The organism is Sulfitobacter sediminis (genome assembly GCF_040811725.1).
In the GTDB taxonomy this organism is placed as follows: domain Bacteria; phylum Pseudomonadota; class Alphaproteobacteria; order Rhodobacterales; family Rhodobacteraceae; genus Sulfitobacter; species Sulfitobacter sediminis.
Genome location: NZ_JBFNXX010000001.1, coordinates 264385 through 287427, shown reverse-complemented (window position 1 = coordinate 287427; position 23043 = coordinate 264385). Strand labels below are relative to the sequence as shown.

Below are 23043 nucleotides of genomic sequence, written 5' to 3'. Positions count from 1 at the left end.
CATGAACCAGCCCAAGCTGAACCTGTCGCCCAAGGTCTCTGACGAGGTCCGCAAGACGACCTGCTACATGTGCGCCTGCCGCTGCGGGATCAACGTGCACATGAAGGACGGCAAGGTCGCCTATATCGAGGGCAACCGGGACCATCCGGTCAATCAGGGAGTTTTGTGCGCCAAGGGCTCGGCGGGAATAATGCAGCACAACGCCCCCTCGCGCCTGCGCGCCCCGATGAAGCGGGTGGGGCCGCGCGGGTCGGGCGAGTTCGAGGAGATTTCCTGGGACGAGGCCTATGATATCGCCTGTGGCTGGCTGAAGCCCATTCGTGAAACCAACCCCGAGAAGCTCGCGTTCTTCACCGGCCGCGACCAGTCGCAGTCTTTCACCTCCTTCTGGGCGCAGAATTTCGGCACGCCGAATTACGCGGCGCACGGCGGGTTCTGCTCGGTCAATATGGCGGCGGCGGGCATCTACACGATGGGCGGTGCCTTCTGGGAGTTCGGGCAGCCCGATTGGGATCACACCAAGCTTTTCATGTTGTTCGGTGTGGCCGAAGATCACGACAGCAACCCCATCAAGATCGGCATCGGCAAGATCAAGAAGCGCGGCGCACGGGTGATCGGGGTCAACCCCATTCGCACCGGGTATAACGCGGTGGCAGACGATTGGGTCGGGATCACGCCGGGGACCGACGGGCTCTTCATCCTGTCGATGATCCATTGCCTGATGAAGGCGGGCAAGATCGACCTGCATTATCTGGCGCAATACACCGACGCAGGCGTGCTGCTCAATGGCGATGAAAAGTCGCCCGAATACGGCCTCTACCTGCGCGACGAGAACGGCAAGCAGCTGGTGATCGACCGGGTGACGGGCAAGCTGACGCCTTACGACCAGAAGGGCGTCAAGCCCGACCTCGCCGCGACACATCGCGCCAAGGGCGTCACCCATGTCCCGGTCTTCCACAAGATGGCAGAGATGTATCTGTCGGACGACTACGCCCCCGCGGCTGTCGCCGAGCGCTGCGGCATCCCGGCCAAGCGCATCCGCGCGATCGCGGCGGAACTGGCGCGGGTGGCGTTCGAGGAAAGCTTTGAGCTAAACCACGAATGGACCGATTTCCGAGGCGAGACCCACAAGACAATGACGGGCCGCCCGGTCAGCTTTCACGCCATGCGCGGCATCTCCGCCCATGCCAACGGGTTCCAGACCTGCCGCGCTTTGCACACGCTGCAAATCCTGCTGGGCACGGTCGAGGTGCCGGGCGGCTTCCGCTTCAAACCGCCCTACCCCAAGCCTGCCACGGCGCACCCCAAGCCCCACGTCGGCCTGACACCCGGCGCGCCGCTCAACGGCCCGCACCTCGGGTTCGTCCATGGCCCCGACGATCTGGCGCTGAAGGCCGATGGCAGCCCCGCCCGCATCGACAAGGCCTATACCTGGGAAAACCCGATGTCCGCCCACGGGCTGATGCACATGGTGATCTCGAACGCGCATGCGGGTGACCCTTACAAGATCGACACGCTCTTCATGTACATGGCGAACATGTCGTGGAACTCGTCCATGAACACATCGGGCACGATGCAGATGCTCACAGACAAGGACGAGAACGGCGACTACGTGATCCCGCATATCATCTACTCGGACGCTTACAGTTCCGAGATGGTGGCCTATGCCGACCTGATCCTGCCCGATACCACCTACCTGGAACGCCACGACTGCATCTCGCTGCTGGACCGCCCGATCTGCGAGGCAGACGCGGCGGCGGATGCGATCCGCTGGCCCGTGGTGGAGCCGGACCGCAACGTGAAGGGTTTTCAGTCCGCCCTCTGCGATCTGGGCGCGCGTCTCGGGCTGCCGGGCTTCACCAACGCGGACGGCAGCCAGAAATACGCCGATTACGCTGACTACATCGTCAACCACGAACGCCGCCCCGGCATCGGCCCGCTGGCAGGCTGGCGCATGGGCGACAAGGGCCTGCAATCTGGGCGCGGCGGGGTGAACGCCGCGCAGATCGACAGCTACATCAAGAACGGCGGCTTCTTTGTCGAGCATATCCCCGATGCGGCAGCCTACTACAAGCCTTGGAACACCGCCTACCAGGACTGGGCCGTGAAGATGGGCCTCTACGACAGCCCGCAGCCCTATATCTTCTCGCTCTACGTGGAGCCCATGCGCAAGTTCCAGCTCGCCGCCGAAGGCCATGGCAAGCGCCAGCCCCCGGATCATCTGCGCCAGCGGATCAAGGACACGCTCTCGCCGCTGCCGATCTGGTATGAGACCGACCAGACGGGCAACGAGGGTTTCACCGTCAATGCGCTGACGCAACGGCCCATGGCGATGTACCATTCATGGGGCAGCCAGAACGCGTGGTTGCGTCAGCTTCACGGACACAACCCGCTCTTTGTCCCGACCAAGCTGATGCGCGAGCATGGGCTCAGCGACGGCGACTGGGCCCGCGTCTCCTCACCGCACGGCGAGATCACGGTGCCGGTGAGGGAGATGGCGGCGCTCAACGAGAACACTGTCTGGACGTGGAACGCGATCGGTAAGCGCAAGGGGGCCTGGGCGCTTGATCCCGATGCACCTGAGGCGACCAGGGGCTTCCTGCTGAACCACCTCATCCATGAGTTGTTGCCGCCCAAGGGTGACGGCATGCGCTGGGCCAATTCCGATCCCGTCACCGGGCAGGCGGCGTGGTTCGACCTCAAAGTGAGGATCGAAAAGGTGGAAGCCCCCAAGGAGTCCCGACCCGAATACCCGCCAATCAAATCCCCGGTCGGTCAGGGCCCGGAGAAACTCGCATGGAAGGTCGGCGAATGACCCTAGCTTCATCTTTCCACTACACCTCCGGGGTCTGGGGCAGAGCCCCAGTCCAGCAGTAGCAAGGAGCGCCAAAACATGACGTCTCTTCCCGCCAGCACCGAAAAGAAGCTCGGCCTCGTCATCGACCTCGACACCTGCGTCGGCTGTCATGCCTGCGTGATCTCCTGCAAGGGCTGGAACACCGAGAACTACGGCGCGCCGCTGTCCGATACGGACCCCTACGGCGCCGAGCCCTCCGGCACCTTCCTCAACCGCGTGCACAGCTACGAGGTGCAACCGGCCGAGGGCACGGCGAAGCTCGTGCATTTCCCCAAGTCCTGCCTGCATTGCGAGGATGCGCCCTGCGTGACCGTCTGCCCGACGGGGGCCAGCTACAAGCGGATCGAGGACGGGATCGTTCTGGTGAACGAGAGCGACTGCATCGGCTGCGGGCTTTGCGCCTGGGCCTGTCCTTATGGTGCGCGCGAGATGGATCAGCTGGAGGGGGTGATGAAGAAATGCACCCTCTGCGTCGACCGCATCTACAACGAGAACCTGCCGGAGGTGGACCGACAACCCGCCTGCGTGCGCACCTGCCCGGCTGGCGCGCGGCATTTCGGCGATCTCGGCGATCCCGAGAGTGACGTGAGCCAGCTGGTGGCGGAGCGCGGCGGCGTCGATCTGATGCCCGAGCAGGGCACGAAGCCCGTCAACAAGTACCTGCCGCCGCGTCCGCGCGATGCGATGCCCGAGTTCGACGTGTTGGCCCCCTTCCTCGAGCCGGTGACCCAGGCGGAGCCGAAAGGGTTCCTGGGCTGGCTCGACAAAGCGCTGGAGAAAATCTGATGCATCCCGCTCCTTCCGTTATCTTCTTTTCCACCTTCTCGGGGCTTGGCTTTGGGCTTCTGTTCTGGCTGGGCTTCGGGTTTCCCGCCGTGACGGGCTGGGTGGCTTTTGCCTTCTTCGCCATTGCCTACGTGCTTGCGGTGGGCGGGCTGATTTCCTCGACCTTCCACCTTGGCCACCCGGAACGGGCGCTCAAGGCCTTTACCCAGTGGCGCACAAGCTGGCTGAGCCGCGAGGGCTGGTGCGCGGTGGCGGCGCTCATCGTCATGGCGCTTTACGGGGCGGGGCTGGTGTTTCTGGGGGAGCGCTGGACGCTGCTCGGCATAGTCGGCGCGCTTTTGTCGCTCGGGACCGTCTTCACGACATCCATGATCTATGCGCAGCTCAAAACCATACCGCGCTGGAACCAGCTCCCGCTGACTCCTGCCTATTTCCTGTCGATCAGCCTTGCGGGCGGCGCGCTGATGGCGGGGCAGATCACCTGGGCGATCGTGCTCTTGCTGGTGGCGGGTGCGGTGCAGATCGCGACCTGGGTGATGGGGGACAAGGCCTTTGCCAGTTCCGGCACCGATCTGGCGAGTGCGACGCAGCTTGGGAACATGGGCAAGGTCCGCGCCTTCGAGCCGCCGCATACGGGCACCAACTACCTGCTGCGCGAGTTTGTGCATGTCATCGGGCGCAAGCATGCGCAGAAGCTGCGGATGATCGCTCTGGGGCTGATGATCGTGGCGCCGGTGGTGCTGCTTCTACTGCCGTTCAACCACTTCATCGCGCTCATTGCGGTGGTGGCGCATGTGGCGGGCGTGCTCGCTTCGCGCTGGCTGTTCTTTGCGGAGGCCGAGCATGTGGTCGGTCTGTATTACGGGAAGAGATAACCGAAAGGCGGGGTGAGCCCCGGCGTGCGTAAGGTGGGGCTTGGCCCCACCCTCCGTCTTAATTCAGAAGGCCCGCGTGGCGCAGGGCGTCGTCCACCAGCGCCTTCGTCTCATCCGACAGGCCCGTCAGCGGCAGGCGCACCTCGTCCGAGCAGAGGTCGAGCCGCGACATGGCGTATTTCACCCCAACCAGCCCCGGTTCAGTAAAGATCGCCCTGTGGAGCGGCATCAGCCGGTCCTGGATCTCAAGTGCCTTGGCATAGTCGCCCGCGGCACAGGCCGCCTGCATCTCGGCGAGCGGCTTGGGGGCCACGTTGGCGGTGACGGAGATACAGCCGACGCCACCCTGGGCATTGAACCCGTGCGCGGTCGCATCCTCACCCGAGAGCTGCACGAAGTCCTTGCCGCAGGTCATGCGCTGATAGCTGACCCGCGCCAGATCGCCGGTGGCGTCCTTGACCCCGATGATGCGCGGCAGTTTCGCCAGTTCGCCCATGGTCGCGGGCGTCATGTCGATCACCGAGCGGGGCGGGATGTTGTAGATCACGATGGGCAATTCGCAGGCATCGTGGATCGCGGTAAAGTGGGCGATCAGCCCACGCTGCGTGGGCTTGTTATAGTAGGGCGTGACAACGAGGATCGCGTCTGCACCCACGGACTCAGCATGGCGGGCAAGACGGATCGCCTCGACCGTGTTGTTCGACCCGGCACCGGCGATGACCGGGATGCGGCCATTGGCGGCCTTCACGACCTCTTCGACGACGATCTCGTGCTCGCGGTGCGACAGCGTGGGGGATTCGCCGGTGGTGCCCACCGGAACCAGACCGTTCGAGCCTTCGCCGATGTGCCACTCGACGAGTTTCTTCAGCGTCTCCAGATCCAGCTCGCCGTTGCGAAACGGCGTGACGAGGGCAGGCAGTGAGCCTTTGAACATGTGCACGCTCCTTTGTTGTGCTGGTCGGCGGAATGCCGAGCGGGGACAGTGAAAAGACGGCGATGTGATTTGATTGCGCCGCCCCATGCGATATGTTGCAAGCCTCTAGCCCCAAGGTCACAGGAAATGCAAGCGATCACACGGATTCTGGCCGTTTCGGCATTGCTTTTTGTTATGGCTTTCGCCGCCGTGGCCGAGCAGCGACCCCGCCCCCTGGGCTGGGCACTCGATGCCATGCGCGCGGGCAGTTGGGAGAACGCGGCGCGGATCGCGGCGAAGGACGGGGCGGTCGCGGCGGATGTGATCGAATGGCATCGGCTGCGTGCGGGACGCGGCACCTATGCCGAGGCGCGCGCGTTTCTGGACCGGCGCCGCGACTGGCCGGGGGAGGCCTATCTGCGCAAGCAGACCGAAGCGGCGGTGATCGGTGAGCCTGATGACGTCATTCTGTCGTTCTTTGCCCAGATGCCCGCGCAAACGCCGGACGGTGTGCTGGCCCACGCGGCAGCACTCAAGCGGGCGGGAAAGAGCGGGGACGCGCAGGCCAATCTTGTTCTGGCATGGCGCACGATGCCGATGGACGCGGAGGAGCAGGCGGCGTTCCTTGCAGCCCATGAGGCATTGCTGAAGCCGCATCACGCGGCACGGCTTGACGCGATGCTATGGGACCGGGCGCATGACAACGCGCGGCGGATGTTCGATCTGGTGAGCGAAGCGGAAAAGGCCGTTGCCGAGACGCGGATCGCCCTGCAGCGCCGTGCGGACGGGGTAAACGGGATGATCGCGGCGCTGAGCGCGGCGCAGCAGAAAGACCCCGGCTTGCAGCATGATCGGTTCGAATGGCGGATTCGCGCGGGGCTGGAGGACAGTGCCAAGGAATTGCTGCTTGAGGCCTCGGCCAGTGCGGAGGGTCTCGGTCAGCCTGCCGGATGGGCCAACCGCCGCAGGGCGCTTGCGCGGGACGAGATGCGCTCGGGCGATCCAAGCCGCGCCTATGCGATGGCGTCGCGACATTTCCTGACCGAAGGGTCACATTTCGCCGATCTGGAGTGGTTGTCCGGCTATATCGCGCTGCGTTTCCTGAACGATCCGGAGCGGGCGCTTGGGCATTTCGGCAATCACGGGGACGAGGTGGAATCGCCCATCTCCAAGGGCCGCGCGGGATACTGGCAGGGCCGCGCGCTTGAGGCTTTGGGCCGGGCGGACGAGGCAAAAGCCGCCTATGCGATGGGCGCGCAATACCAGACGTCTTTCTACGGGCTGTTGGCCGCCGAGCGGGCGGGGCTACCCTTCGATGCCACGCTGGCGGGGTCGGTGCCGGAGGTCGACTGGCGCAGCTCGCCACTTGCCCGCGATCCACTCTTCGAGGCGGGAATGCTGTTGCAGGCCTCGGGAGAGCTGGGATTGGCCGAGTGGTTCTGGACGCAGCTGGCGGATCAGCTTGTGCCGGACGATCTTGCCCTGCTGGGGCAGGCCGCGATCGACATTGGGCAGCCGCATCTGGCGGTGATGATCGGCAAGCGCGCGGCGCGGCGGGGGCTGACGATTGCGGCCCCTTACTATGCGCTGCATCCGCTGACCGGGCAAAATTTGCGCATGGCCCCCGAGATGACGCTGGCCATCGCCCGGCGGGAGAGCGAGTTCGACCCGGTGGTGCAAAGCCCGGTGGGCGCGCGGGGTCTGATGCAGCTGATGCCCGGTACGGCGCGCGACGTGGCACTGGACCTTGGCGTCAGCGATCTGCACACCACGGACCGGCTGACCGCCGACCCAGAATACAACGCGCGGCTGGGGGCGGAGTATCTGCGCCAGATGGCCGGGCGGTTCGACGGGAATGTCGTGATGGTCTCGGCCGCCTATAACGCGGGGCCCGCGCGGCCACCGCGCTGGATGGAGGACTATGGCGATCCGCGCAAGGGCGAGATTGACATCGTCGACTGGATCGAGATGGTCCCCTTCCGCGAGACCCGGAACTATATCATGCGGGTGGCAGAGAGCCTGCCGGTCTACCGCGCACGGCTGGGACTTGATCCGCTGCCGATGCCCTTTTCGAAGGAGCTAGTGGGAAGCACGCTTGACGCGTTCGCGCCAGAAGGTGAATAGCCCCGCCGCCACGATGATCGCGGCCCCGATGGCCACGTTCAGTTTGACCGTCTCACCAAAGAGCGTGATGCCGATGATCGCGGCAAAGACCAGTTGCAGGTAGGCGAAGGGCTGCACGGCACTGGCCTCGGCGACTTCGTAGCACTTGATCAGCAGCCAGTGGCCGGTGACGCCGGTGACGCAGAGACAGGCCATGAACACCCAATCGCGCCCGGTCATCGGCTCCCAGAACCAGAGGCCCACGAGCGTCATGGCGACGGCCCCCATGGTGCCGGTCCAGAAGAAGCTGGTGGCGGTGGTGTCCTTGCGCGAGACGTAGCGGGTGAGCAACCCGTAGACGGCGAACATCGTCGCGGCCAGCAGCGGGATGGCAGCGGCGGGGTCAAAGACGCTCATCCCCGGTTGCAGGATGATCAGCACGCCGATGAACCCCACGCCGATGGCGGACCAGCGCCGCCAGCCGACGCTTTCGCCAAGGACTGGACCCGAGAGGGCAGCAACCAGCAGCGGATAGCAGGTGAAGACCGCGTGGCTTTCCACCAGTCCCAGGATGGTGAAGGCCGCCACCATGACGCAGATTTCAGCCGCCAGCAGCAGGCCGCGCAGGCCCTGAAGGATCGGTTGCGTGGTGCGCGCGGCAGCGCGCAGGCCCCCGGCCTTGCGCCCGGCGATGGAGATGACGAAAGCCGCGAAGAACCAGTAGCGGATCATCACGACCATTAGCACGTTGTATTCCCCGGCAAGGTGCCGCGACAGACCGTCCTGCACCGCAAAGACGAAGGTGGTCAGCACCATCAGGCCGATGCCAAGGGGGATGTTGTTGCTTTGGCTCATGCGGGTTTGACTGCCTGGATCATGTGACGTTTGCGTCCGAAGCCGGGGATGCGGTCGACGGCGAAGCCCGCCTCGGTCAGTCCCCGGCGCACGAAACCTGCCGCGGTGTAGCTGGCCGCCGTGCCGCCCGGTACAGTGTGCGCGGCTACCTCGGCCATCAGCTCGGGCGACCAGAGTTCAGGGTTCTTGGCCGGGGCGAAACCGTCAAGAAACCATGCATCGGCCCTGCCCTCCCAGCGCGGCAGGGTCTCGCGTGCATCGCCGGTCACGATCTCGGCGGTGAGACCCGGCAGGTCAAGCATGCCACCGTTGCCATCCCACGCGGCGGTAAGCAGGTCGCGACGACCGCCGAAGGACGGGAAAGCCTCATGCGCGCGCGCCATGTCGGCTGGGTCCATCGGGAAGGCCTCGAAACTGGTAAAGCGCAGGGCACCCGCCTGCCCAGACCGCATCCATGCATCCCAGGCGATCAGCAGGTTCAGCCCCGTGCCGAAACCCAGTTCGGCGATGTGAAAGCCGTCGCGGAACCGCGCGGGCAGGTCGTTGCCTTGCAGGAACACATGGCGTGTCTCGGCCTCGCCATCCTCAAGACTGAAGAACGGGTCGTCGAAACGCACCGATACGGGCACACCGCCCTCGCGCCACAGGATCTGATCTGACTGGTTCTGCATGTCGGGGTCGCGTAAGGAGACTTCGGGCTCAGCAATGCGCGAAGGAGGAGGCCTTGGCAAGCGTCGATCTGGTGGTGCGCGGGGCGGGGATATTCGGCCTGTCGATCGCTTGGCGCGCGGTGCAGCGCGGCGCGCGGGTGGCCGTGGTGGACCCCCATGGCGCGGCTTCGGGCAGCAGCGGCGGCATCGTCGGGGCATTGGCACCGCATGTGCCGGAAAACTGGAATGCCAAGAAGGCGTTCCAGTTAGAGAGCCTGCTCATGGCCGAAGGGTTCTGGACCGAGGTTGCCGAGGCAGGCGGCGGCGCGCCCGGCTATGCGCGCAACGGGCGGCTGCAACCGATTGCGGACGATCATGCGCTGGCCCTTGCGCGGCAGCGGGAAGGTACGGCGCGCACGCTCTGGCAGGATCATGCGGTCTGGGAGGTTGTCGAAGCAACCGATGCGGAGTGGGAGCCGCAAAGCCCAGGCGGCTACCTTATTCGCGATACGCTGAGCGCGCTGGTGCATCCGCGCAGGGGTTGTGAGGCGCTGGTGCGGGCGTTGGCTCAGGAAGGGCTATCCATCGCTGCGGAGAGCGATGCAGAAGGCCCGACCGTCTGGGCGACGGGTGTCGCGGGACTGGAAGACCTGAGCGCCGGGCATCGGCGCAGCATGGGTGCGGGGGTCAAGGGGCAGGCCGCGCTCTTGCAATATGACGCGCGGGGGATGCCGCAGCTTTTCGCGGGCGGCATTCACATCATCCCGCATGGTGACGGGACGGTCGCGGTGGGCTCCACCTCGGAGCGTGAGTACACCTCCGCTACGGAAACCGACGCGCGGCTCAACGCTGTGATCGAGGCCGCCCGCGCCGCCGTGCCCGCGCTGCGCGATGCCCCTGTTATCGACCGCTGGGCCGAAGTGCGTCCCCGGGCCCGCAGCCGCGCGCCGATGCTGGGGGCATGGCCAGAACGACCCGGGCATTTCATCGCCAATGGCGGCTTCAAGATCGGCTTCGGCATGGCCCCGAAGGTGGCCGAGGTCATGGTCGACCTGGTGCTGGAAGGCATCGACCGCGTTCCGGAAGGGTTCCGGGTCGAGGATAACCTCTAGGCGCGCGCCGTCATGCACTGGCGCCCGTCCGGGCCGCGCACCCAAAGCTCGCGATCCTGGAGGCAAAGCTGCGCGGTCTCGTAATGCATCAGCGGCGCGGTGGCCCGGAATTCGAAGGTCCTCAGCGGCCCGAGGTGCCTTTCCGCCATCAGCAACAGCAGTTGCGCCAACAGGGGACCGTGCACCACCAGCCCGCCGTAGCCTTCGACGTCGCGGGCATAGTCGAGATCGTAATGAATGCGGTGCCCGTTGAAGGTCAGCGCCGAGTAGCGGAAGAGCAGGGTCGAGGAAAAGCTGACCGCCTCGCAATGGCTCTCGTCGGTGCGCGCGACCGGGGCTTTGGGCTTGGGCGCATGGGGCGAAGGGTCCTCGCGGTAGACGAGATCCTGCCATTCGGTCACGCAAAGCCTGCCCTCCTGGTGCATCTCGTGGCGCAGGGTTACAAAGCCGAGAGGGCCCGAGCGGCCTTCCTTGCGCTGGTGGTTCTCGCAGACCGTGACACGCTCCGCAGGCGCGCCCACCTTCAGGGGCGCGTGAAAGGCCAGACGCCCCGCCGCCCACATGCGCCGGGGCAGGCCCATGTCGGGGATCAGCCCGCCGACCTGCGGGTGCCCGTCGCGGCCGAGGTTCGCGGGCGGCTCGGGCGACCAGAAATAGAGCTGGTGGAAGAAGGGCGGCAGCGCGTCACCCGCGCCGATACCCGCCCCCTCCCCCAGCGCCACGCGAAAGGCGTTGGCACGGGCGGGATCCATCACATCGCTTTGACGTTGGGCGGGGCTTTGATCAGACTGCATGGACAAGCACTATGCCAGGACCGCCCCATGCCGCAACCGCAACTCACAGCACTCGATCATCTTGTCCTGACGGTCGCGGATATTCCCCGCAGTATCGAATTCTATACCGGGGCGCTGGGAATGCGAGCCGAAAGCTTCGACGTTGTAGACGGATCGTCCCGCTGCGCGCTGAGGTTCGGGCCCTCCAAGATCAACCTGCACGAGGCCGGACGGGAGTTCGAACCCAAGGCGGCCCGCCCCAGCACCGGCAGCGCCGATCTGTGTTTTCTCACCGACCGGCCACTCGCCGACTGGATCGGCCACCTTAAGGCCCGGAACATCGCTGTCGAGGAAGGCCCGGTTGCACGCACCGGCGCACGGTTCCCGCTCACCTCGATCTACCTGCGCGACCCCGACGGCAATCTGATTGAGATCGCCACAGAAAGCGCGCCCTGACCGCCCTCTTTCTGGCCTCATAAAGTCCCGGGGAGTCAGCTTTGCTGACGGGGCGGAGCCCCCAAATAATGCCGTGCAGCTCTGCTGCGCAATCAGATCATCTCGCGCAGGGATGTCATCAGCTGCCCCAGCTCTTTCACGTAAATCTCGCCGGTCAGGTGGCCGTTCTCGTCGAACTGGTTGGAACTGTCGGCAAGGTGAATCTCGGGGCCCTGCAGGATGCGCGGGCGGAAGGGCACCATGAAACCGCGCAGGATCATCTGGGCGCGTTCGCCACCGGCACGGCCCGCGGCCGCCGACATCACCGCTACGGGCTTGCCGTTCCAGGGTTTGCCCTCGGCGCGGCTGATCCAGTCGAGCGCGTTCTTCAGAACGCCCGAAGGTCCCTTGTTGTACTCGGGCGTCGAGATGATCACCGCGTCGGCGGCAGCGATCTGGTCGGCGGCCTTTTGCACGGCCGCGGGCACGCCCTTTTCGGCCTCGTCTTCCGCGTCATAAAGCGGGAAGCGGATGTCGAGCAGGGTGAAATCCGCCTCGCCGAAAAGCCGCGCGGCCTCGCGCAGCAGCTTGGAGTTGGTCGCGTCGTCGCGAAGAGAGCCTGAAAGGCCGATGAGCTTGGGGGCCGCCATGGGGTGTCCTCCGGTTTGAGTTCCGTTCGCGTATACCTTGTGCGCGCGTCCCAAAAAGCAAGAAGCCCCCGCGAAATGCAGGGGCTCTGTGCGTTTGTGCGGAAAGTCCGGGATCAGGCCGCGTTGGGCAGGATCACGATCTCGACCCTGCGGTTCTGGGCCTTGCCCTGGGGTGTGAGGTTGCTCGCCACCGGCTGGCTCTCGCCGCGCCCGAAGGACTGGATGCGCTGCGGGGGCACGCCATTGGCGATCAGCGTGTTGGCCACGGACCGCGCGCGGCCCTCGGACAGCGTCTGGTTATAGGCGGCGTCACCGTCGCTGTCGGTATGGCCGATGATTTGCAGGGTCGAGTTCTGGTAAACCTGCACGTTCTGCGCCAGCGCCCGCAGATCGCCCTGCAATGTCGGGCTGAGCGCGGTGCTGTCGGTGGCAAAGAGCAGCGCGTTGGGCAGGGTCACGATGAGCCGGTCACCGGTGTTGGTGATCGTCACGTTGCTGTTCATCTGCGCGCGCAGTTCCGCCTCCTGCTTGTCGAGGCTGTAGCCGATGCCGGCCCCAAGGGCACCGCCAAGGACCGCACCAACCAGAGCGCCGTCGCCCCGGTTGCCGTCACCCTTGGACAGCGCCCCGATCACGGCACCCGAAGCCGCACCGATCAACGCGCCCTGGTTGCGCTTCTGGTTGGGATTGTCAGGGGAGGTGAATGCACCGGGATCGGTGCAGGCGCCAAGCGCCATGGCACCGGCCACCAGCGCGGCCACGGAAATTTTGGAAGAAATCATATCTACTGCCTTCATGTTTCGGGCCCCGTTCGGGCAGGGCACTTGGTCTGTGCCTTATATATGGGGCGGGTGCCCGCCGAAATCACAGGGAAAGTTGCATCGGCGAGAACCCGCCAACATGCTTACGCCTCTGCCCGCGCCGCCTCGAAGGCCAGCATGGCGCGTTTGACGGGCAAGCCCCAGTGATAGCCGCCCAGCGCGCCGGACTTGCGCAGCGCGCGGTGGCAGGGGATCAACCATGAGACGGGGTTGCGACCGACGGCGGTGCCCACGGCGCGCACGGCCCTAGGGCTGCCGATGGCGTTGGCGATGTCGGAGTAGGTCGTGACATGGCCCGAGGGGACGCGCAGCAGTGCTTCCCAAACCTTGATCTGGAAAGGCGCGCCGATGAGATAAAGCGGGGCCTTGTCCAGCGATCCGTCCTCGGCACCGAACGCGGTCAGCACCCAGGGGCGCAGCATCATGGGGTCTTCGATGAACTCCGCCTTGGGCCAGCGCGACATCAGGTCCTGCATCGCTGCGTCCTCGCCCATTTCGGCGGCGAGTGCCAAACCGCAAATGCCCTTCTCGGTCCCCATGACCAGTGCAAGGCCAAAGGGGCTGTCGAACCAGCCCCAGTATATCGTCAGACCCTCGCCCGCGCGGGCGTATTCGCCGGGGCTCATCGCCTCCCACCGCAGGAAGAGGTCATGGAGACGCCCGGTGCCGGACAGCCCCACCTCATGCGCGGCCTCCAGCGTGGTGGAGCGCTCGCGCAGCATTTCCTTGGCCTGCCCCAGTTGCAGGTATTGCTGGTAACGCTTGGGGGACACACCGACCCAGCGGGAAAAGAGACGCTGGAAATGCGCGGGTGACATGCCCATCTCGGCCGCGATCTGCTGAAGGCTGAGCGGTTCTTCGGCGGCGTCCAGCAGGTCGATGGCGCGGCGCATGACCTTGTAGTGATAGCCGTCGTCGAGGGCGGGAATAGGCGTGGTCTGGTTCATGCCCCCAATCTAGGCACATGCCCCGCCTCGCGCGACCCGAAACATGCGCAACCGCTTGCCCCCGCGCGCCCCTTCGCGCATACCGGGCATCATGGCAAAGCAGCTCGATTATCATACCATCCGGCAGATCTTTACCCGCTTTCACGAGGCAGACCCCGAACCGAAGGGGGAGCTGGAGCACGTCAACGTTTACACGCTGGTCGTCGCGGTGGCCCTGTCTGCGCAGGCAACGGATGCGGGGGTGAACAAGGCGACGCGGAGCCTCTTCAAGGTGGCGGATACACCGCAGAAAATGCTGGACCTGGGCCTTGAGGGGCTGATCGAGCATATCAAGACCATCGGCCTTTTCCGCCAGAAGGCCAAGAACGTGATGAAGCTGAGCCAGATCCTTGTCGATGACTACGGCGGCGAGGTGCCGAATTCCCGCGCCGCTCTGCAATCGCTGCCGGGGGTCGGGCGCAAGACCGCAAACGTTGTTCTAAACATGTGGTGGCATTACCCGGCGCAGGCCGTCGATACCCATATCTTTCGCGTGGGCAACCGCACCGGGATCGCACCGGGCAAGACGGTCGATGCGGTTGAACGCGCCATCGAGGATAACGTGCCTGCGGATTTCCAGTTGCATGCGCATCACTGGCTCATTCTGCACGGGCGCTATCACTGCAAAGCGCGCAAGCCCATGTGCCCGACCTGTATCATCCGCGATCTCTGTCCCTTCGAGGATAAGACCGAGACGCCCTGACCAACTCCTGAGGACTTCCCATGACGACTTACGAACTCGTTGGTATCGGCAATGCCGTGGTCGATGTGATCAGCCAGATCGACGACAATTTCCTGGCCAACATGGATATCGAGAAAGGCATCATGCAGCTCGTGGAGCGCGAGCGGGCCGAGATGCTGTACGGGGCGATGAAAGAGCGGGTGCAGACACCTGGCGGGTCCGTGGCCAATACCATCGCGGGGGCGGGTGCGCTGGGCCTGAAAACCGCGTTCATCGGGCGGGTGCGCGACGACGTGCTGGGCATCTTCTATGCCAAGGCGATGGCGGATCACGGGATCGACTTCGTTAACCCGCCGGTGCCCGATGGCGAGGTGCCGACATCGCGCAGCATGATCTTTGTGACCCCGGACGGGGAACGGTCGATGAACACGTACCTCGGTATTTCGACGGGTCTGACGCTGAAGGACGTGCCCGAAGAGGTCTCGGCCAAGGCCAGGCTGATGTTCCTTGAGGGCTATCTCTTTGACCATGACGCGGGCAAGACCGCCTTTCGCGAGGCCGCGCGGGCCACGCGGGCGGGCGGCGGGATGGCGGGGATCGCCATTTCGGACCCCTTCTGCGTAGAGCGGCATCGGGACGATTTCCTGTCGCTGATCGAGCACGATCTGGACTACGTCATCGGCAATGAGGCGGAGTTGCGGTCGCTGTTCGAGACCGAAGACGTGGAAGAGGCGATTGCCAAGACCACCGAGATTTGCGGGATCGTTGTCTGCACCCGGTCCGGCGACGGCGTGACGCTGGTACGCGAGGGCGAGCGGGTGGATGTGCCGGTTAAGAAGGTCGTGCCGGTCGATGCCACGGGCGCGGGCGACCAGTTTGCCGCGGGATTCCTCTTTGGCCTGTCGAAGGGCTGCGACCTTGAGACCTGCGGGCGCATGGGTAACCTTTGCGCGGCCGAAGTGATCAGCCACATCGGGCCGCGCCCGCAGCGCGACATGCTGGCGGAGTTCAAAGCCGCCGGGCTGGTTTGATCCCATGCTCGCCGATGGATATCACGACGTGCCACCCGGCAAGGTGGCGATGGTGGTCACGCATCTGGAGATGACCGAACCCGCCGACACGCGGGAGGTCCCGATGCCGCCGGGCGTAACCTTTGAGGCCAAGAAGCCCGATGTCGCCTGGTACCGGGACATCTTCGAACGCGTCGGCGCGCCCTGGCTCTGGTTCGGGCGGTGCAAGCTCTCGGATGCGAAGCTTGACCTGATCATCTCGGACCCGAATGTGGCGATCTTCTCGCTCAGCGTCGACGGCCGCGACGAGGGCATTCTGGAGCTTGACTTCCGCACCGAAGGTGAATGCGAACTGGCCTATTTCGGGCTCACCGACAGGCTGATCGGCTCCGGTGCGGGACGTTTCCTGATGAACCGGGCGATTGGCCTTGCCTGGACCAATCCCATCAAACGGTTCCACGTCCACACCTGTACAATCGACAGCCCCAATGCGTTGGGTTTTTATATCCGCAGCGGTTTCAAACCCTACCGCACGCAGGTCGAAATCGCTGACGATCCCCGGCTCATCGGCCTTTTGCCCGAAGACGTCGCACCGCACGTCCCGATCATCCGCTGAGTGAATGCGATCCCGGTCGCCGACGGGAACGCAAGGCCTGCCTGTCAGTCTTCCGTGCAGTTCTGATCGCGCAAACAGGCAAGTACCGCCTTCAGCATCTCGGGCTTGGGTGTGCCAAAGATCGATCCGCCGCACGGGCCGACTGCAATCGCGTAGCCGTCCGCATCTTTTCGCACGAAGGCCAGCACATCTTCGCCGTTCTGCGCCGAGCCGCACCAGGGCCCCAGGCAGGCAACCTCGAGCGTGATCGCCTGTTCGAACGGCAACTTGAAACCCTCACGGGTCAGCGAGGACCCTCGCAGCTTTGCCTCGACGTGGGTCATCGCCGGTGGCGGCGGTTCGGCGATCATGCCCTCAGGCAGGTCCCTTTCGTCGAGCGTCAAACGGCCGTGCACGACTACGTATTCCTCCTCCGCCGCGTCGAAGCGGGCAAAACTGCGCTCGACCGACGGGGCAAGGCACGAGAGCGCCAGCGCCGGCGCGGGGGCTATCAGGGCGAGCAGAAGGAGCGCGGCGCGCATTACAGGTGGTCCCGGAATTCGGCGAGGACGGCCTCGTAGACCGATCGCTTGAAGGGCACGATGCTGTCGAGGACCTGGGCGGTCGGCATCCATTTCCAGGCCGAAAATTCCTGGTGCTCGGTGAAGATGTTCACCGCGTCGTCCGTCCCGTGAAAGCGCATCAGGAACCATTTCTGCTCCTGCCCCTTGAAGCGGCCCTTCCAGAGCTGCGGCACAAGATCGTGCGGCAGATCGTAAGGCACCCAGCCGCTGGTTTCGGCGATAACGGTGACCAGATCGCGGCTGACGCCGGTTTCCTCTTCGAGCTCGCGCAGCGCGGCCTCCTGCGGGGTCTCACCCGGATCGATCCCGCCCTGCGGCATCTGCCAGGCCTCGGTATAGCGGTCCTTGCGCTGGCCCACGAAAACCTCGCGTGCCTCGTTCATCAGCATCACGCCGGCGCAGGGACGGTAGGGCAGTTTGTCGATCTCTTCGGGGCTCATCGCGGCGCGGTCTCCATCTGATTGCGGCCTGTCTGACCGGTAACATGATTGCGGTTGGGCAAAAAGCCAGCGCTTGACCCTTGTCACCGATCCGCGCCTGTTATCCCATAGCAGACATGATGACGCCGCGTTCAGCGTGACTCGGCCCCCGTTTTCCGATGTTGTCCCGTGCAACATCGCCAAGGCCAGAAAGGTAGCCCCATGTCCGATTATCCCCACATGCTTGCCCCGCTCGATCTTGGGTTCACGACGCTCAAAAACCGTGTGCTGATGGGTTCCATGCACACCGGGCTGGAAGAGACCAAGGACTGGGACCGTGTGGCGGAGTTCTATGCCGCGCGCGCGCGCGGGCAGGTGGGGCTGATGGTAACAGGCGGCATCGGGCCGAACCGCGAGGGATCGGTACTGCCGGGGGCGGCGATGATGGTGTCGGACAAGGACGTGGCGAACCATTCGGTGATCACCAAGGCGGTGCATGACGCGGGTGGCAAGATCGCCATGCAGATCCTGCACGCGGGCCGCTATGCCTACAGCCCCGAATGCGTGGCGCCCTCGCCGGTGAAATCCCCGATATCTCCTTTCCCACCGAAAGAGCTGGACGAGGACGGGATCGAAAAGCAGATCGCCGATATCGCCGCCTGCGCGGGTCGTGCCAAGGAGGCAGGATATGACGGGGTCGAAGTGATGGGTTCCGAAGGGTATTTCATCAACCAGTTCCTTGTCACCCACACCAACAAGCGGACGGACCGCTGGGGTGGGTCCTACGAGAACCGGATGCGGCTGCCCATCGAGATCGTCAAGCGCGTGCGCAAGACGGTAGGGGAAGAGTTCATCATCATTTACCGTCTGTCGATGATCGACCTTGTCCCCAATGGCTCGACCTACGAGGAGGTGGCGCAGCTGGCCAAGGAGATCGAAAAGGCGGGGGCCACGATCATCAACACCGGGATCGGCTGGCACGAGGCGCGCATCCCGACGATTGCGACATCGGTGCCGCGCGCGGCCTTTGCCTGGGTGACGAAAAAGCTGATGGGTCAGGTGTCGATCCCGCTGATCACCTCGAACCGGATCAACACACCCGAGGTGGCCGAGGAAGTGCTGGCCGATGGCTGCGCCGACATGGTCAGCCTTGCGCGGCCGATGCTGGCGGACCCGGATTTCGTGCTGAAGGCGATGGAGGGGAAGTCGAAAACCATCGCGCCCTGTATCGCTTGCAATCAGGCCTGTCTGGATCATACCTTTAGCGGCAAGATTTCCAGTTGTCTCGTGAACCCGCGCGCCTGCTACGAGACCGAGTTGAAGCTGGAACCCGTGGAAACGCCCAAAACCATCGCTGTGGTCGGCGCGGGACCGGCTGGGCTCTCGACCGCGCTCGCGGCGGCGGAGCGGGGGCACAAGGTCACCGTGTTCGACCGCGCGTCCGAGATCGGCGGGCAGCTCAACATGGCCAAGCAGGTGCCGGGCAAGGAAGAATTCTGGGGCTTTGTCGACTGGTACCGCACCATGGTCGATGAATTGGGCGTGACGGTGAAGCTGAATACCGAAGTCAGCGCCAATGACCTTGATGGTTTCGACGAGGTGATCATCGCCACGGGCGTGATCCCACGCGACCCGCAGATACCGGGGCAGAACACGGGAAATACCGTGAGCTACGTCGATGTGCTGAAAGGCACGGCCAAGATCGGGAACCGTGTCGCGGTGATCGGTGCGGGCGGCATCGGGTTCGACGTGTCGGAGTTCCTTGTTCACGAGGGGGAAAGCCCGACGCTGAACCTGCCCGAATGGATGACGGAATGGGGTGTCGCGGACCCGGCAGAGCATCGGTCGGGGCTTGCGCCCGAGGGGCCGCAGCCGCATGCGCCCGCGCGGCAGGTCACGATGCTGCAGCGCAAGGCGTCGAAGCCCGGCAAGGGGCTGGGCAAGACAACGGGATGGATCCACCGCGCGGCGCTGGACATGAAGGGCGTCAAGATGGTCGCAGGGGTGAATTACGAAAAGATCGACAAGGACGGTCTGCACATCACCTTCGGCGAGGCGCGCGAGAAGCCGACGCTGATCGAGGCGGATACCATCGTTCTTTGCGCCGGGCAGCTGTCGGACCGCTCGCTCGCCGATGCGCTGGAGGCGAAGGGCAAGACCTGTCACGTGATCGGCGGGGCGGATGTGGCAGCCGAGCTTGATGCGAAACGGGCGATCAACCAGGGCACGCGGCTGGCGGCGACGCTTTAGGGCTATGACGCTCCTCCCACGGGGCTTGTCGGTTTGGTGGAAATCGCCGTTTTTGAGTTGCTTTTCATTGCGCTTCGTCGCGGGCCGATGAAAGGATAAGACATGGCCATCTGCGTCTTTGATATTTTGCCGGACGGCACAATCACCGTGCCCTCCGATACCGGCCTCACCGGGAAGGGCACCTATCGCTGGTGGCATTTCGATCTGTCTGAGGCCGGTCTTTCCGACTGGATCAACGCGAATTTGCCCCCCATCCCCGGCGGATCGCTTCTCCAGCCGGAAACGCGGCCCCGCTGTGACCGTTTCGAAGAAGGGCTGATCCTGAACCTGCGTGGCATCAACCTCAACGAGGGACAGGATGCCGATCACATGGTGTCGGTGCGCATGTGGGTCGAAGACAATCTCGTGATCACTGTTCGGCTGCGCAAACTCTTCGCGCTGGAAGACATCCGTCAGGACATGATTGCCGGCAAGGGGCCAGCGACGACCGCGGCCTTTGTCGAATTGCTCGTGGGCAAACTTACCGCCCGGGTGCAGGAGGAAGTGGCCCGCATTTCCGAGCTGACGGAGTTCTACGAAGACGACCTCGAGGACGATAGTACCCCGATCCCAACGGAGTTGTCGGTGACACGCCGGCAGGTGATCCGGCTGCGCCGCTACCTTGACCCCCAGCGCGTGGCCCTTACCAAGCTTGCGGCGGTCGATCTGCCGATCATTCCCGAACCCGACGGGCTGAAGCTGCGCGAGCTCGCGAACCGGACAACGCTTGCGGTGGAAGAGCTGGATTCCATGCGCGAAAGGCTGGTGACGGTGCAGGACGAGCACGACCTGCACGTCGCCTGCAGCCAGGCGCGGCATTCCTTTATCCTGTCGCTGGCGGCTGCGGTGTTTCTGCCGCTCAGTTTCCTGACCGGGCTTTTCGGCGTGAACATCGCAGGCATGCCAGGGATGGAGAACCCGGCCGCCTTCACGATCCTTTGTCTGGGGATGGCTGTCCTGGCGCTTTTGCTGCTGCTGCTCTTCCGCCTGCGCCGCTGGCTGTAGGGAAACACAGCGTTCGCGCGTTTCCTGCGGCTCAACGATCCGCGCAAATACCTTGCTACTGTCTCACCGCTGCCCAGTTCCTGCCTGAATTCGCCGCCATACCGTTCCAGAACGTGCAGTGATGTGAAGGAACGGCTATGGACCGCCTTACGGAAATGGAAGCTTTTGCCACGGTTGTGGACCAGGGAGGCTTCACCGATGCCGCCAAGAAGATGGGGATTTCGAAGTCCGCCGTCTCGAAACACGTCTCCTCGCTCGAAGCGCGCCTGGGCGCGCGCCTTCTGAACCGCACGACGCGCCGCGTCTCCCCGACCGAGATCGGCCTGGCCTATTACGACCGCGCGCGCCGCGTGCTGAACGACGCGGGCGAAGCGGATGCGCTGGTCACCTCGATGCAGTCGGCACCCTCGGGCATGCTGCGCATTTCGGTCGCTACGGACTTCGGCGTGAACCATCTGTCGCCGGTGCTATCGGACTTCCTGACGGATTTCCCCGACATCACGGTGAACATGGTGCTGAACAACCGCTACGTGGAGCTGATTTCCGAAGGCTTCGACATGGCGGTACGCATTGGGGAGCTGGAAGACAGCACCCTGCGCGCCCGCAAGCTGACCGAGACGACGAAACGGATGATCGCCTCCCCGAAGTATTTCGCGGAATACGGCCGGCCCGAGAAGATCGACGATCTGAACGAACACAAGCTTTTGCATTATTCCAGCCAGTCCAGCGGCAACGTCTGGAAGCTGACCGCGCCCTCGGGTGAAAAGCGCCAGGTGCGCACGGCGGGCTGGCTGTCGGTCAACGACGGGCAATCGTTGCTAAACGCGGCCATTTCGGGCCTTGGCATCGCTTACCTGCCCAGCTTTCTCTATTCCGACGCGATGGAGAAAGGCCTGGTCCAGGACGCGATCCCCGATCTGCCGATTGAGACTCAGGGCATCTATGCCGTCTACCCGCCGGGTCGCTTCACGCAGCCCAAGGTCCGTGCCTTCATTGATTTTCTGGTCCACGCCTTTGCCGACAAAGGCCCCAACGACTGGTAAGACATCACCAACACCACTTCCCTCGGTGAAACTGGGCCTCCGGTGCCGTTCGCGGTGTCCGGAGGTCTTTTTCGTTTTTCGGTTGAGCGCTATTCGCTGCCCAAAAGCACCACTTCGACCCGGCGGTTCGCGGTGCGTCCCGCCTCTTCGAGATTGCTGGCAATGGGGGAGAGGTACCCCATGCCCTCGGCATCCATGCGGTCGGCATCGACATCGTAGACATCTATCAGCCGCTGGCGAACGGACCGGGCCCGCGCGCGCGAGATGGCGATATTCGGTTCAAGCCCGCCCACGGTGTCGGTATGCCCGACCAGCGCAATCCGCATGGTCGGCTGCGCGGTCATGAAGGCGGCCAATTGCTCAAGTGTTTCAAACGTGCCGGGCCCCAGATCGGTGCTGCCGACGTCAAAATCCAGATCATCGAGCACCGTATGCCCCAGCCGCAACAGCCGTGCGGCAAAGCCTTCTTCCGTCGCGGCTGTCTGAATAGTCAGCGGCAGGTCGGCGGTGGTCTCGATCGTCTCCTGCGCAACGCCCAGGTTGCCGGCGTGGATGATCTGCACATAGGCCGAGGTGGCCGAAGTGCTGGCGAGCAGGGTAATGACCTCGCTGACTTTTCCGCCTGCCGACCTTGCGCCCGTGACCACATGGAAAGCCCGAATGTTCACGTACATATTCGGCCCCGGCAACGTTTCGATCGCGAAACGGAAATCGAAATCACCACAGGTCTTTGCGGCACAGTCTAGTTTGACTTCGAACCCCGCTTCTAGCAGTTGTGCCCGCAACGGTCGCATCACCTGGAACGGTGTGAGTCCCGGCGAATCGAGTCGCCAGGCGCTACGTCGCACATCCCCTTCCACGACCACGGACGGCACCTTTCCATCTGCGTAGACGCCAATTGGAGCGGCGAATGTGTCGGGTGAGGTATTGCGTTCAACCGTCTGCCGGGCGGTAGCGGGCAGGGTGAAATCCAGCGCCATGGCAGGACCCGCCAGCATGATCAGCAGAGCGGCAGCGCGGATCATCTGGCCTGTGCGTGGTATTCGGGGTTCGGGCGCATGTCGGTGGCGCTGGCCACGCGGTTCGTCATGTTGAAGAACCCGGCGACCGAGGCGATGTCCCAGATGTCCCGGTCAGTGAAGCCCACGTCGCGCAGCGCCTGACGGTGGCTTTCCTCGACGCTGGCACTTTCCTTGGTCAGCAGGACCGCGAAGTCGAGCATGGCACGCTGTTTCTCGGTCAGCTTGGCAACCTTGTAGTTCATCGCAATCGCTTCACCGAGTGCCGGATCGCCCGACAATTCCCGCACCGCCGCGCCATGGGCGACAAGGCAGTAGAAGCACTTGTTGACCGAGGACACCGCCACCGCGATCATCTCGCGCTCGAGCTTCGAGAGATTACTGTCACCCAGCATCAGGTCGTTGTACATCGCCGTGAAGGCGTTCAGCTTGTCGATATCGAAGGCATAGGCGCGCAGGACGTTCGGGATCATCCCGAGCTTTTCCTGGCAGATGTCGAAGTATTTCTGCGTGGCCGGGGGCAGCGGGTCTACCATGGGCAGATCGAGGGCGGTGGGCATGTCGTCGGACATCGGTATTTC

23 protein-coding genes are annotated in these 23043 nt (G+C 64.3%); 12 read left to right on the top strand and 11 right to left on the bottom strand.

Going from position 1 to position 23043, the window contains the following annotated elements; all coding sequences use genetic code 11:
* Position 1 precedes the first annotated feature (1 nt).
* From AB2B41_RS01405 to AB2B41_RS01395, 3 genes are all read left to right on the top strand, one after another.
* Positions 2 to 2815, top strand: a complete 2814-nt coding sequence (locus AB2B41_RS01405; protein WP_367875952.1) for a molybdopterin oxidoreductase family protein — start codon at positions 2 to 4, stop codon at positions 2813 to 2815.
* Positions 2816 to 2893: 78 nt separating this feature from the next.
* Entirely contained in the window at positions 2894 to 3643 is a 750-nt protein-coding gene (locus AB2B41_RS01400) for a 4Fe-4S dicluster domain-containing protein (protein ID WP_367875951.1), read from the top strand.
* Positions 3643 to 4518: a dimethyl sulfoxide reductase anchor subunit family protein gene (locus tag AB2B41_RS01395; RefSeq protein WP_367875950.1), complete on the top strand. Its 876-nt coding sequence runs from the start codon at positions 3643 to 3645 to the stop codon at positions 4516 to 4518. Before AB2B41_RS01400 ends, AB2B41_RS01395 begins: the two co-directional genes overlap by 1 nt.
* 58 nt (positions 4519 to 4576) lie before the next feature.
* Here AB2B41_RS01395 and dapA read toward each other — a convergent pair whose 3' ends face one another.
* A complete protein-coding gene (gene dapA, locus AB2B41_RS01390) occupies positions 4577 to 5452 on the bottom strand; it encodes a 4-hydroxy-tetrahydrodipicolinate synthase (protein WP_367875949.1) in 876 nt (291 codons plus the stop codon).
* 126 nt (positions 5453 to 5578) lie between these two features.
* Here dapA and AB2B41_RS01385 point away from each other — a divergent pair, with 126 nt between their 5' ends.
* On the top strand, positions 5579 to 7555 hold the full coding sequence (locus AB2B41_RS01385) for a lytic transglycosylase domain-containing protein (protein WP_367875948.1): 1977 nt from the start codon (positions 5579 to 5581) through the stop codon (positions 7553 to 7555).
* On the opposite strand, the gene AB2B41_RS01380 is transcribed toward AB2B41_RS01385, so the two are convergent.
* Both AB2B41_RS01380 and mnmC2 read right to left on the bottom strand, forming a co-directional pair.
* Positions 7511 to 8389 (bottom strand): DMT family transporter, encoded by an 879-nt coding sequence (locus AB2B41_RS01380; RefSeq protein ID WP_367875947.1) that lies wholly within the window; start codon positions 8387 to 8389, stop codon positions 7511 to 7513. The genes AB2B41_RS01385 and AB2B41_RS01380 overlap by 45 nt on opposite strands.
* Positions 8386 to 9060, bottom strand: coding sequence for a tRNA (5-methylaminomethyl-2-thiouridine)(34)-methyltransferase MnmC2 (gene mnmC2 / locus AB2B41_RS01375; RefSeq protein WP_367875946.1), 675 nt, complete (start codon positions 9058 to 9060; stop codon positions 8386 to 8388). Before mnmC2 ends, AB2B41_RS01380 begins: the two co-directional genes overlap by 4 nt.
* Positions 9061 to 9113: 53 nt before the next feature.
* On the opposite strand from mnmC2, the gene AB2B41_RS01370 reads away from it, so the two are divergent.
* Positions 9114 to 10151, top strand: coding sequence for an NAD(P)/FAD-dependent oxidoreductase (locus AB2B41_RS01370; protein ID WP_367875945.1), 1038 nt, complete (start codon positions 9114 to 9116; stop codon positions 10149 to 10151).
* On the opposite strand, the gene AB2B41_RS01365 is transcribed toward AB2B41_RS01370, so the two are convergent.
* Positions 10148 to 10945, bottom strand: coding sequence for an HTD2 family dehydratase (locus tag AB2B41_RS01365; protein WP_367875944.1), 798 nt, complete (start codon positions 10943 to 10945; stop codon positions 10148 to 10150). The two genes, AB2B41_RS01370 and AB2B41_RS01365, sit on opposite strands and share 4 nt — an antisense overlap.
* Positions 10946 to 10972: 27 nt before the next feature.
* Here AB2B41_RS01365 and AB2B41_RS01360 point away from each other — a divergent pair, with 27 nt between their 5' ends.
* Positions 10973 to 11380, top strand: a complete 408-nt coding sequence (locus AB2B41_RS01360; protein ID WP_367875943.1) for a VOC family protein — start codon at positions 10973 to 10975, stop codon at positions 11378 to 11380.
* Positions 11381 to 11472: 92 nt separating this feature from the next.
* Here the strand turns inward: AB2B41_RS01360 and AB2B41_RS01355 are convergent, their stop codons facing one another.
* From AB2B41_RS01355 to AB2B41_RS01345, 3 genes are all read right to left on the bottom strand, one after another.
* On the bottom strand, positions 11473 to 12009 hold the full coding sequence (locus AB2B41_RS01355; RefSeq protein ID WP_367875942.1) for an NADPH-dependent FMN reductase: 537 nt from the start codon (positions 12007 to 12009) through the stop codon (positions 11473 to 11475).
* A 113-nt stretch (positions 12010 to 12122) separates the two neighbouring features.
* Positions 12123 to 12791: a YiaD family glycine zipper/OmpA-like lipoprotein gene (locus tag AB2B41_RS01350; protein ID WP_367875941.1), complete on the bottom strand. Its 669-nt coding sequence runs from the start codon at positions 12789 to 12791 to the stop codon at positions 12123 to 12125.
* A 122-nt stretch (positions 12792 to 12913) separates the two neighbouring features.
* Positions 12914 to 13777, bottom strand: coding sequence for a methylated-DNA--[protein]-cysteine S-methyltransferase (locus AB2B41_RS01345; protein WP_367875940.1), 864 nt, complete (start codon positions 13775 to 13777; stop codon positions 12914 to 12916).
* Between the two features lie 91 nt (positions 13778 to 13868).
* On the opposite strand from AB2B41_RS01345, the gene nth reads away from it, so the two are divergent.
* Genes nth through AB2B41_RS01330 form a run of 3 tightly spaced genes read left to right on the top strand, consistent with a single transcriptional unit; the run spans position 13869 to position 16124 of the window.
* Positions 13869 to 14519 (top strand): endonuclease III, encoded by a 651-nt coding sequence (gene nth, locus AB2B41_RS01340; RefSeq protein WP_367875939.1) that lies wholly within the window; start codon positions 13869 to 13871, stop codon positions 14517 to 14519.
* A 20-nt stretch (positions 14520 to 14539) separates the two neighbouring features.
* The gene (locus AB2B41_RS01335) at positions 14540 to 15529 is read left to right on the top strand and encodes an adenosine kinase (RefSeq protein WP_367875938.1); all 990 of its coding nucleotides are present in this window, start codon (positions 14540 to 14542) and stop codon (positions 15527 to 15529) included.
* Positions 15530 to 15533: 4 nt separating this feature from the next.
* Positions 15534 to 16124 (top strand): GNAT family N-acetyltransferase, encoded by a 591-nt coding sequence (locus AB2B41_RS01330; protein WP_367875937.1) that lies wholly within the window; start codon positions 15534 to 15536, stop codon positions 16122 to 16124.
* Between the two features lie 44 nt (positions 16125 to 16168).
* On the opposite strand, the gene AB2B41_RS01325 is transcribed toward AB2B41_RS01330, so the two are convergent.
* Together AB2B41_RS01325 and AB2B41_RS01320 are read right to left on the bottom strand one after the other, a co-directional pair.
* Positions 16169 to 16645: a hypothetical protein gene (locus AB2B41_RS01325; RefSeq protein ID WP_367875936.1), complete on the bottom strand. Its 477-nt coding sequence runs from the start codon at positions 16643 to 16645 to the stop codon at positions 16169 to 16171.
* On the bottom strand, positions 16645 to 17127 hold the full coding sequence (locus AB2B41_RS01320) for an RNA pyrophosphohydrolase (protein ID WP_367875935.1): 483 nt from the start codon (positions 17125 to 17127) through the stop codon (positions 16645 to 16647). The genes AB2B41_RS01325 and AB2B41_RS01320 overlap by 1 nt, the downstream gene beginning before the upstream one ends.
* 201 nt (positions 17128 to 17328) lie before the next feature.
* Here AB2B41_RS01320 and AB2B41_RS01315 point away from each other — a divergent pair, with 201 nt between their 5' ends.
* From AB2B41_RS01315 to AB2B41_RS01305, 3 genes are all read left to right on the top strand, one after another.
* Positions 17329 to 19356: an FAD-dependent oxidoreductase gene (locus tag AB2B41_RS01315; RefSeq protein ID WP_367875934.1), complete on the top strand. Its 2028-nt coding sequence runs from the start codon at positions 17329 to 17331 to the stop codon at positions 19354 to 19356.
* Between the two features lie 102 nt (positions 19357 to 19458).
* Positions 19459 to 20400, top strand: coding sequence for a zinc transporter ZntB (locus AB2B41_RS01310; protein WP_367875933.1), 942 nt, complete (start codon positions 19459 to 19461; stop codon positions 20398 to 20400).
* A 137-nt stretch (positions 20401 to 20537) separates the two neighbouring features.
* Positions 20538 to 21443 carry a LysR family transcriptional regulator gene (locus AB2B41_RS01305; protein WP_367875932.1) on the top strand — a complete coding sequence of 302 codons (906 nt, stop codon included), beginning with the start codon at positions 20538 to 20540 and terminating at the stop codon, positions 21441 to 21443.
* A gap of 89 nt (positions 21444 to 21532) precedes the next feature.
* On the opposite strand, the gene AB2B41_RS01300 is transcribed toward AB2B41_RS01305, so the two are convergent.
* Both AB2B41_RS01300 and AB2B41_RS01295 read right to left on the bottom strand, forming a co-directional pair.
* Positions 21533 to 22468, bottom strand: a complete 936-nt coding sequence (locus AB2B41_RS01300; RefSeq protein ID WP_367875931.1) for an OmpA family protein — start codon at positions 22466 to 22468, stop codon at positions 21533 to 21535.
* Positions 22465 to 23034, bottom strand: a complete 570-nt coding sequence (locus tag AB2B41_RS01295) for a peroxidase-related enzyme (protein WP_367875930.1) — start codon at positions 23032 to 23034, stop codon at positions 22465 to 22467. Before AB2B41_RS01295 ends, AB2B41_RS01300 begins: the two co-directional genes overlap by 4 nt.
* Between the last annotated feature and the right edge of the window lie 9 nt (positions 23035 to 23043).

Excerpts from the sequence above, each read along its gene's own strand:
- AB2B41_RS01405 (WP_367875952.1), top strand. The coding sequence starts at position 2 with ATGAACCAGCCCAAGCTGAACCTGTCGCCCAAGGTCTCTGACGAGGTC.
- AB2B41_RS01400 (WP_367875951.1), top strand. The coding sequence starts at position 2,894 with ATGACGTCTCTTCCCGCCAGCACCGAAAAGAAGCTCGGCCTCGTCATC.
- AB2B41_RS01395 (WP_367875950.1), top strand. The coding sequence starts at position 3,643 with ATGCATCCCGCTCCTTCCGTTATCTTCTTTTCCACCTTCTCGGGGCTT.
- dapA (WP_367875949.1), bottom strand. The coding sequence starts at position 5,452 with ATGTTCAAAGGCTCACTGCCTGCCCTCGTCACGCCGTTTCGCAACGGC.
- AB2B41_RS01385 (WP_367875948.1), top strand. The coding sequence starts at position 5,579 with ATGCAAGCGATCACACGGATTCTGGCCGTTTCGGCATTGCTTTTTGTT.
- AB2B41_RS01380 (WP_367875947.1), bottom strand. The coding sequence starts at position 8,389 with ATGAGCCAAAGCAACAACATCCCCCTTGGCATCGGCCTGATGGTGCTG.
- mnmC2 (WP_367875946.1), bottom strand. The coding sequence starts at position 9,060 with ATGCAGAACCAGTCAGATCAGATCCTGTGGCGCGAGGGCGGTGTGCCC.
- AB2B41_RS01365 (WP_367875944.1), bottom strand. The coding sequence starts at position 10,945 with ATGCAGTCTGATCAAAGCCCCGCCCAACGTCAAAGCGATGTGATGGAT.
- AB2B41_RS01360 (WP_367875943.1), top strand. The coding sequence starts at position 10,973 with ATGCCGCAACCGCAACTCACAGCACTCGATCATCTTGTCCTGACGGTC.
- AB2B41_RS01355 (WP_367875942.1), bottom strand. The coding sequence starts at position 12,009 with ATGGCGGCCCCCAAGCTCATCGGCCTTTCAGGCTCTCTTCGCGACGAC.
- AB2B41_RS01350 (WP_367875941.1), bottom strand. The coding sequence starts at position 12,791 with ATGATTTCTTCCAAAATTTCCGTGGCCGCGCTGGTGGCCGGTGCCATG.
- AB2B41_RS01345 (WP_367875940.1), bottom strand. The coding sequence starts at position 13,777 with ATGAACCAGACCACGCCTATTCCCGCCCTCGACGACGGCTATCACTAC.
- nth (WP_367875939.1), top strand. The coding sequence starts at position 13,869 with ATGGCAAAGCAGCTCGATTATCATACCATCCGGCAGATCTTTACCCGC.
- AB2B41_RS01335 (WP_367875938.1), top strand. The coding sequence starts at position 14,540 with ATGACGACTTACGAACTCGTTGGTATCGGCAATGCCGTGGTCGATGTG.
- AB2B41_RS01330 (WP_367875937.1), top strand. The coding sequence starts at position 15,534 with ATGCTCGCCGATGGATATCACGACGTGCCACCCGGCAAGGTGGCGATG.
- AB2B41_RS01325 (WP_367875936.1), bottom strand. The coding sequence starts at position 16,645 with ATGCGCGCCGCGCTCCTTCTGCTCGCCCTGATAGCCCCCGCGCCGGCG.
- AB2B41_RS01320 (WP_367875935.1), bottom strand. The coding sequence starts at position 17,127 with ATGAGCCCCGAAGAGATCGACAAACTGCCCTACCGTCCCTGCGCCGGC.
- AB2B41_RS01315 (WP_367875934.1), top strand. The coding sequence starts at position 17,329 with ATGTCCGATTATCCCCACATGCTTGCCCCGCTCGATCTTGGGTTCACG.
- AB2B41_RS01310 (WP_367875933.1), top strand. The coding sequence starts at position 19,459 with ATGGCCATCTGCGTCTTTGATATTTTGCCGGACGGCACAATCACCGTG.
- AB2B41_RS01305 (WP_367875932.1), top strand. The coding sequence starts at position 20,538 with ATGGACCGCCTTACGGAAATGGAAGCTTTTGCCACGGTTGTGGACCAG.
- AB2B41_RS01300 (WP_367875931.1), bottom strand. The coding sequence starts at position 22,468 with ATGATCCGCGCTGCCGCTCTGCTGATCATGCTGGCGGGTCCTGCCATG.
- AB2B41_RS01295 (WP_367875930.1), bottom strand. The coding sequence starts at position 23,034 with ATGTCCGACGACATGCCCACCGCCCTCGATCTGCCCATGGTAGACCCG.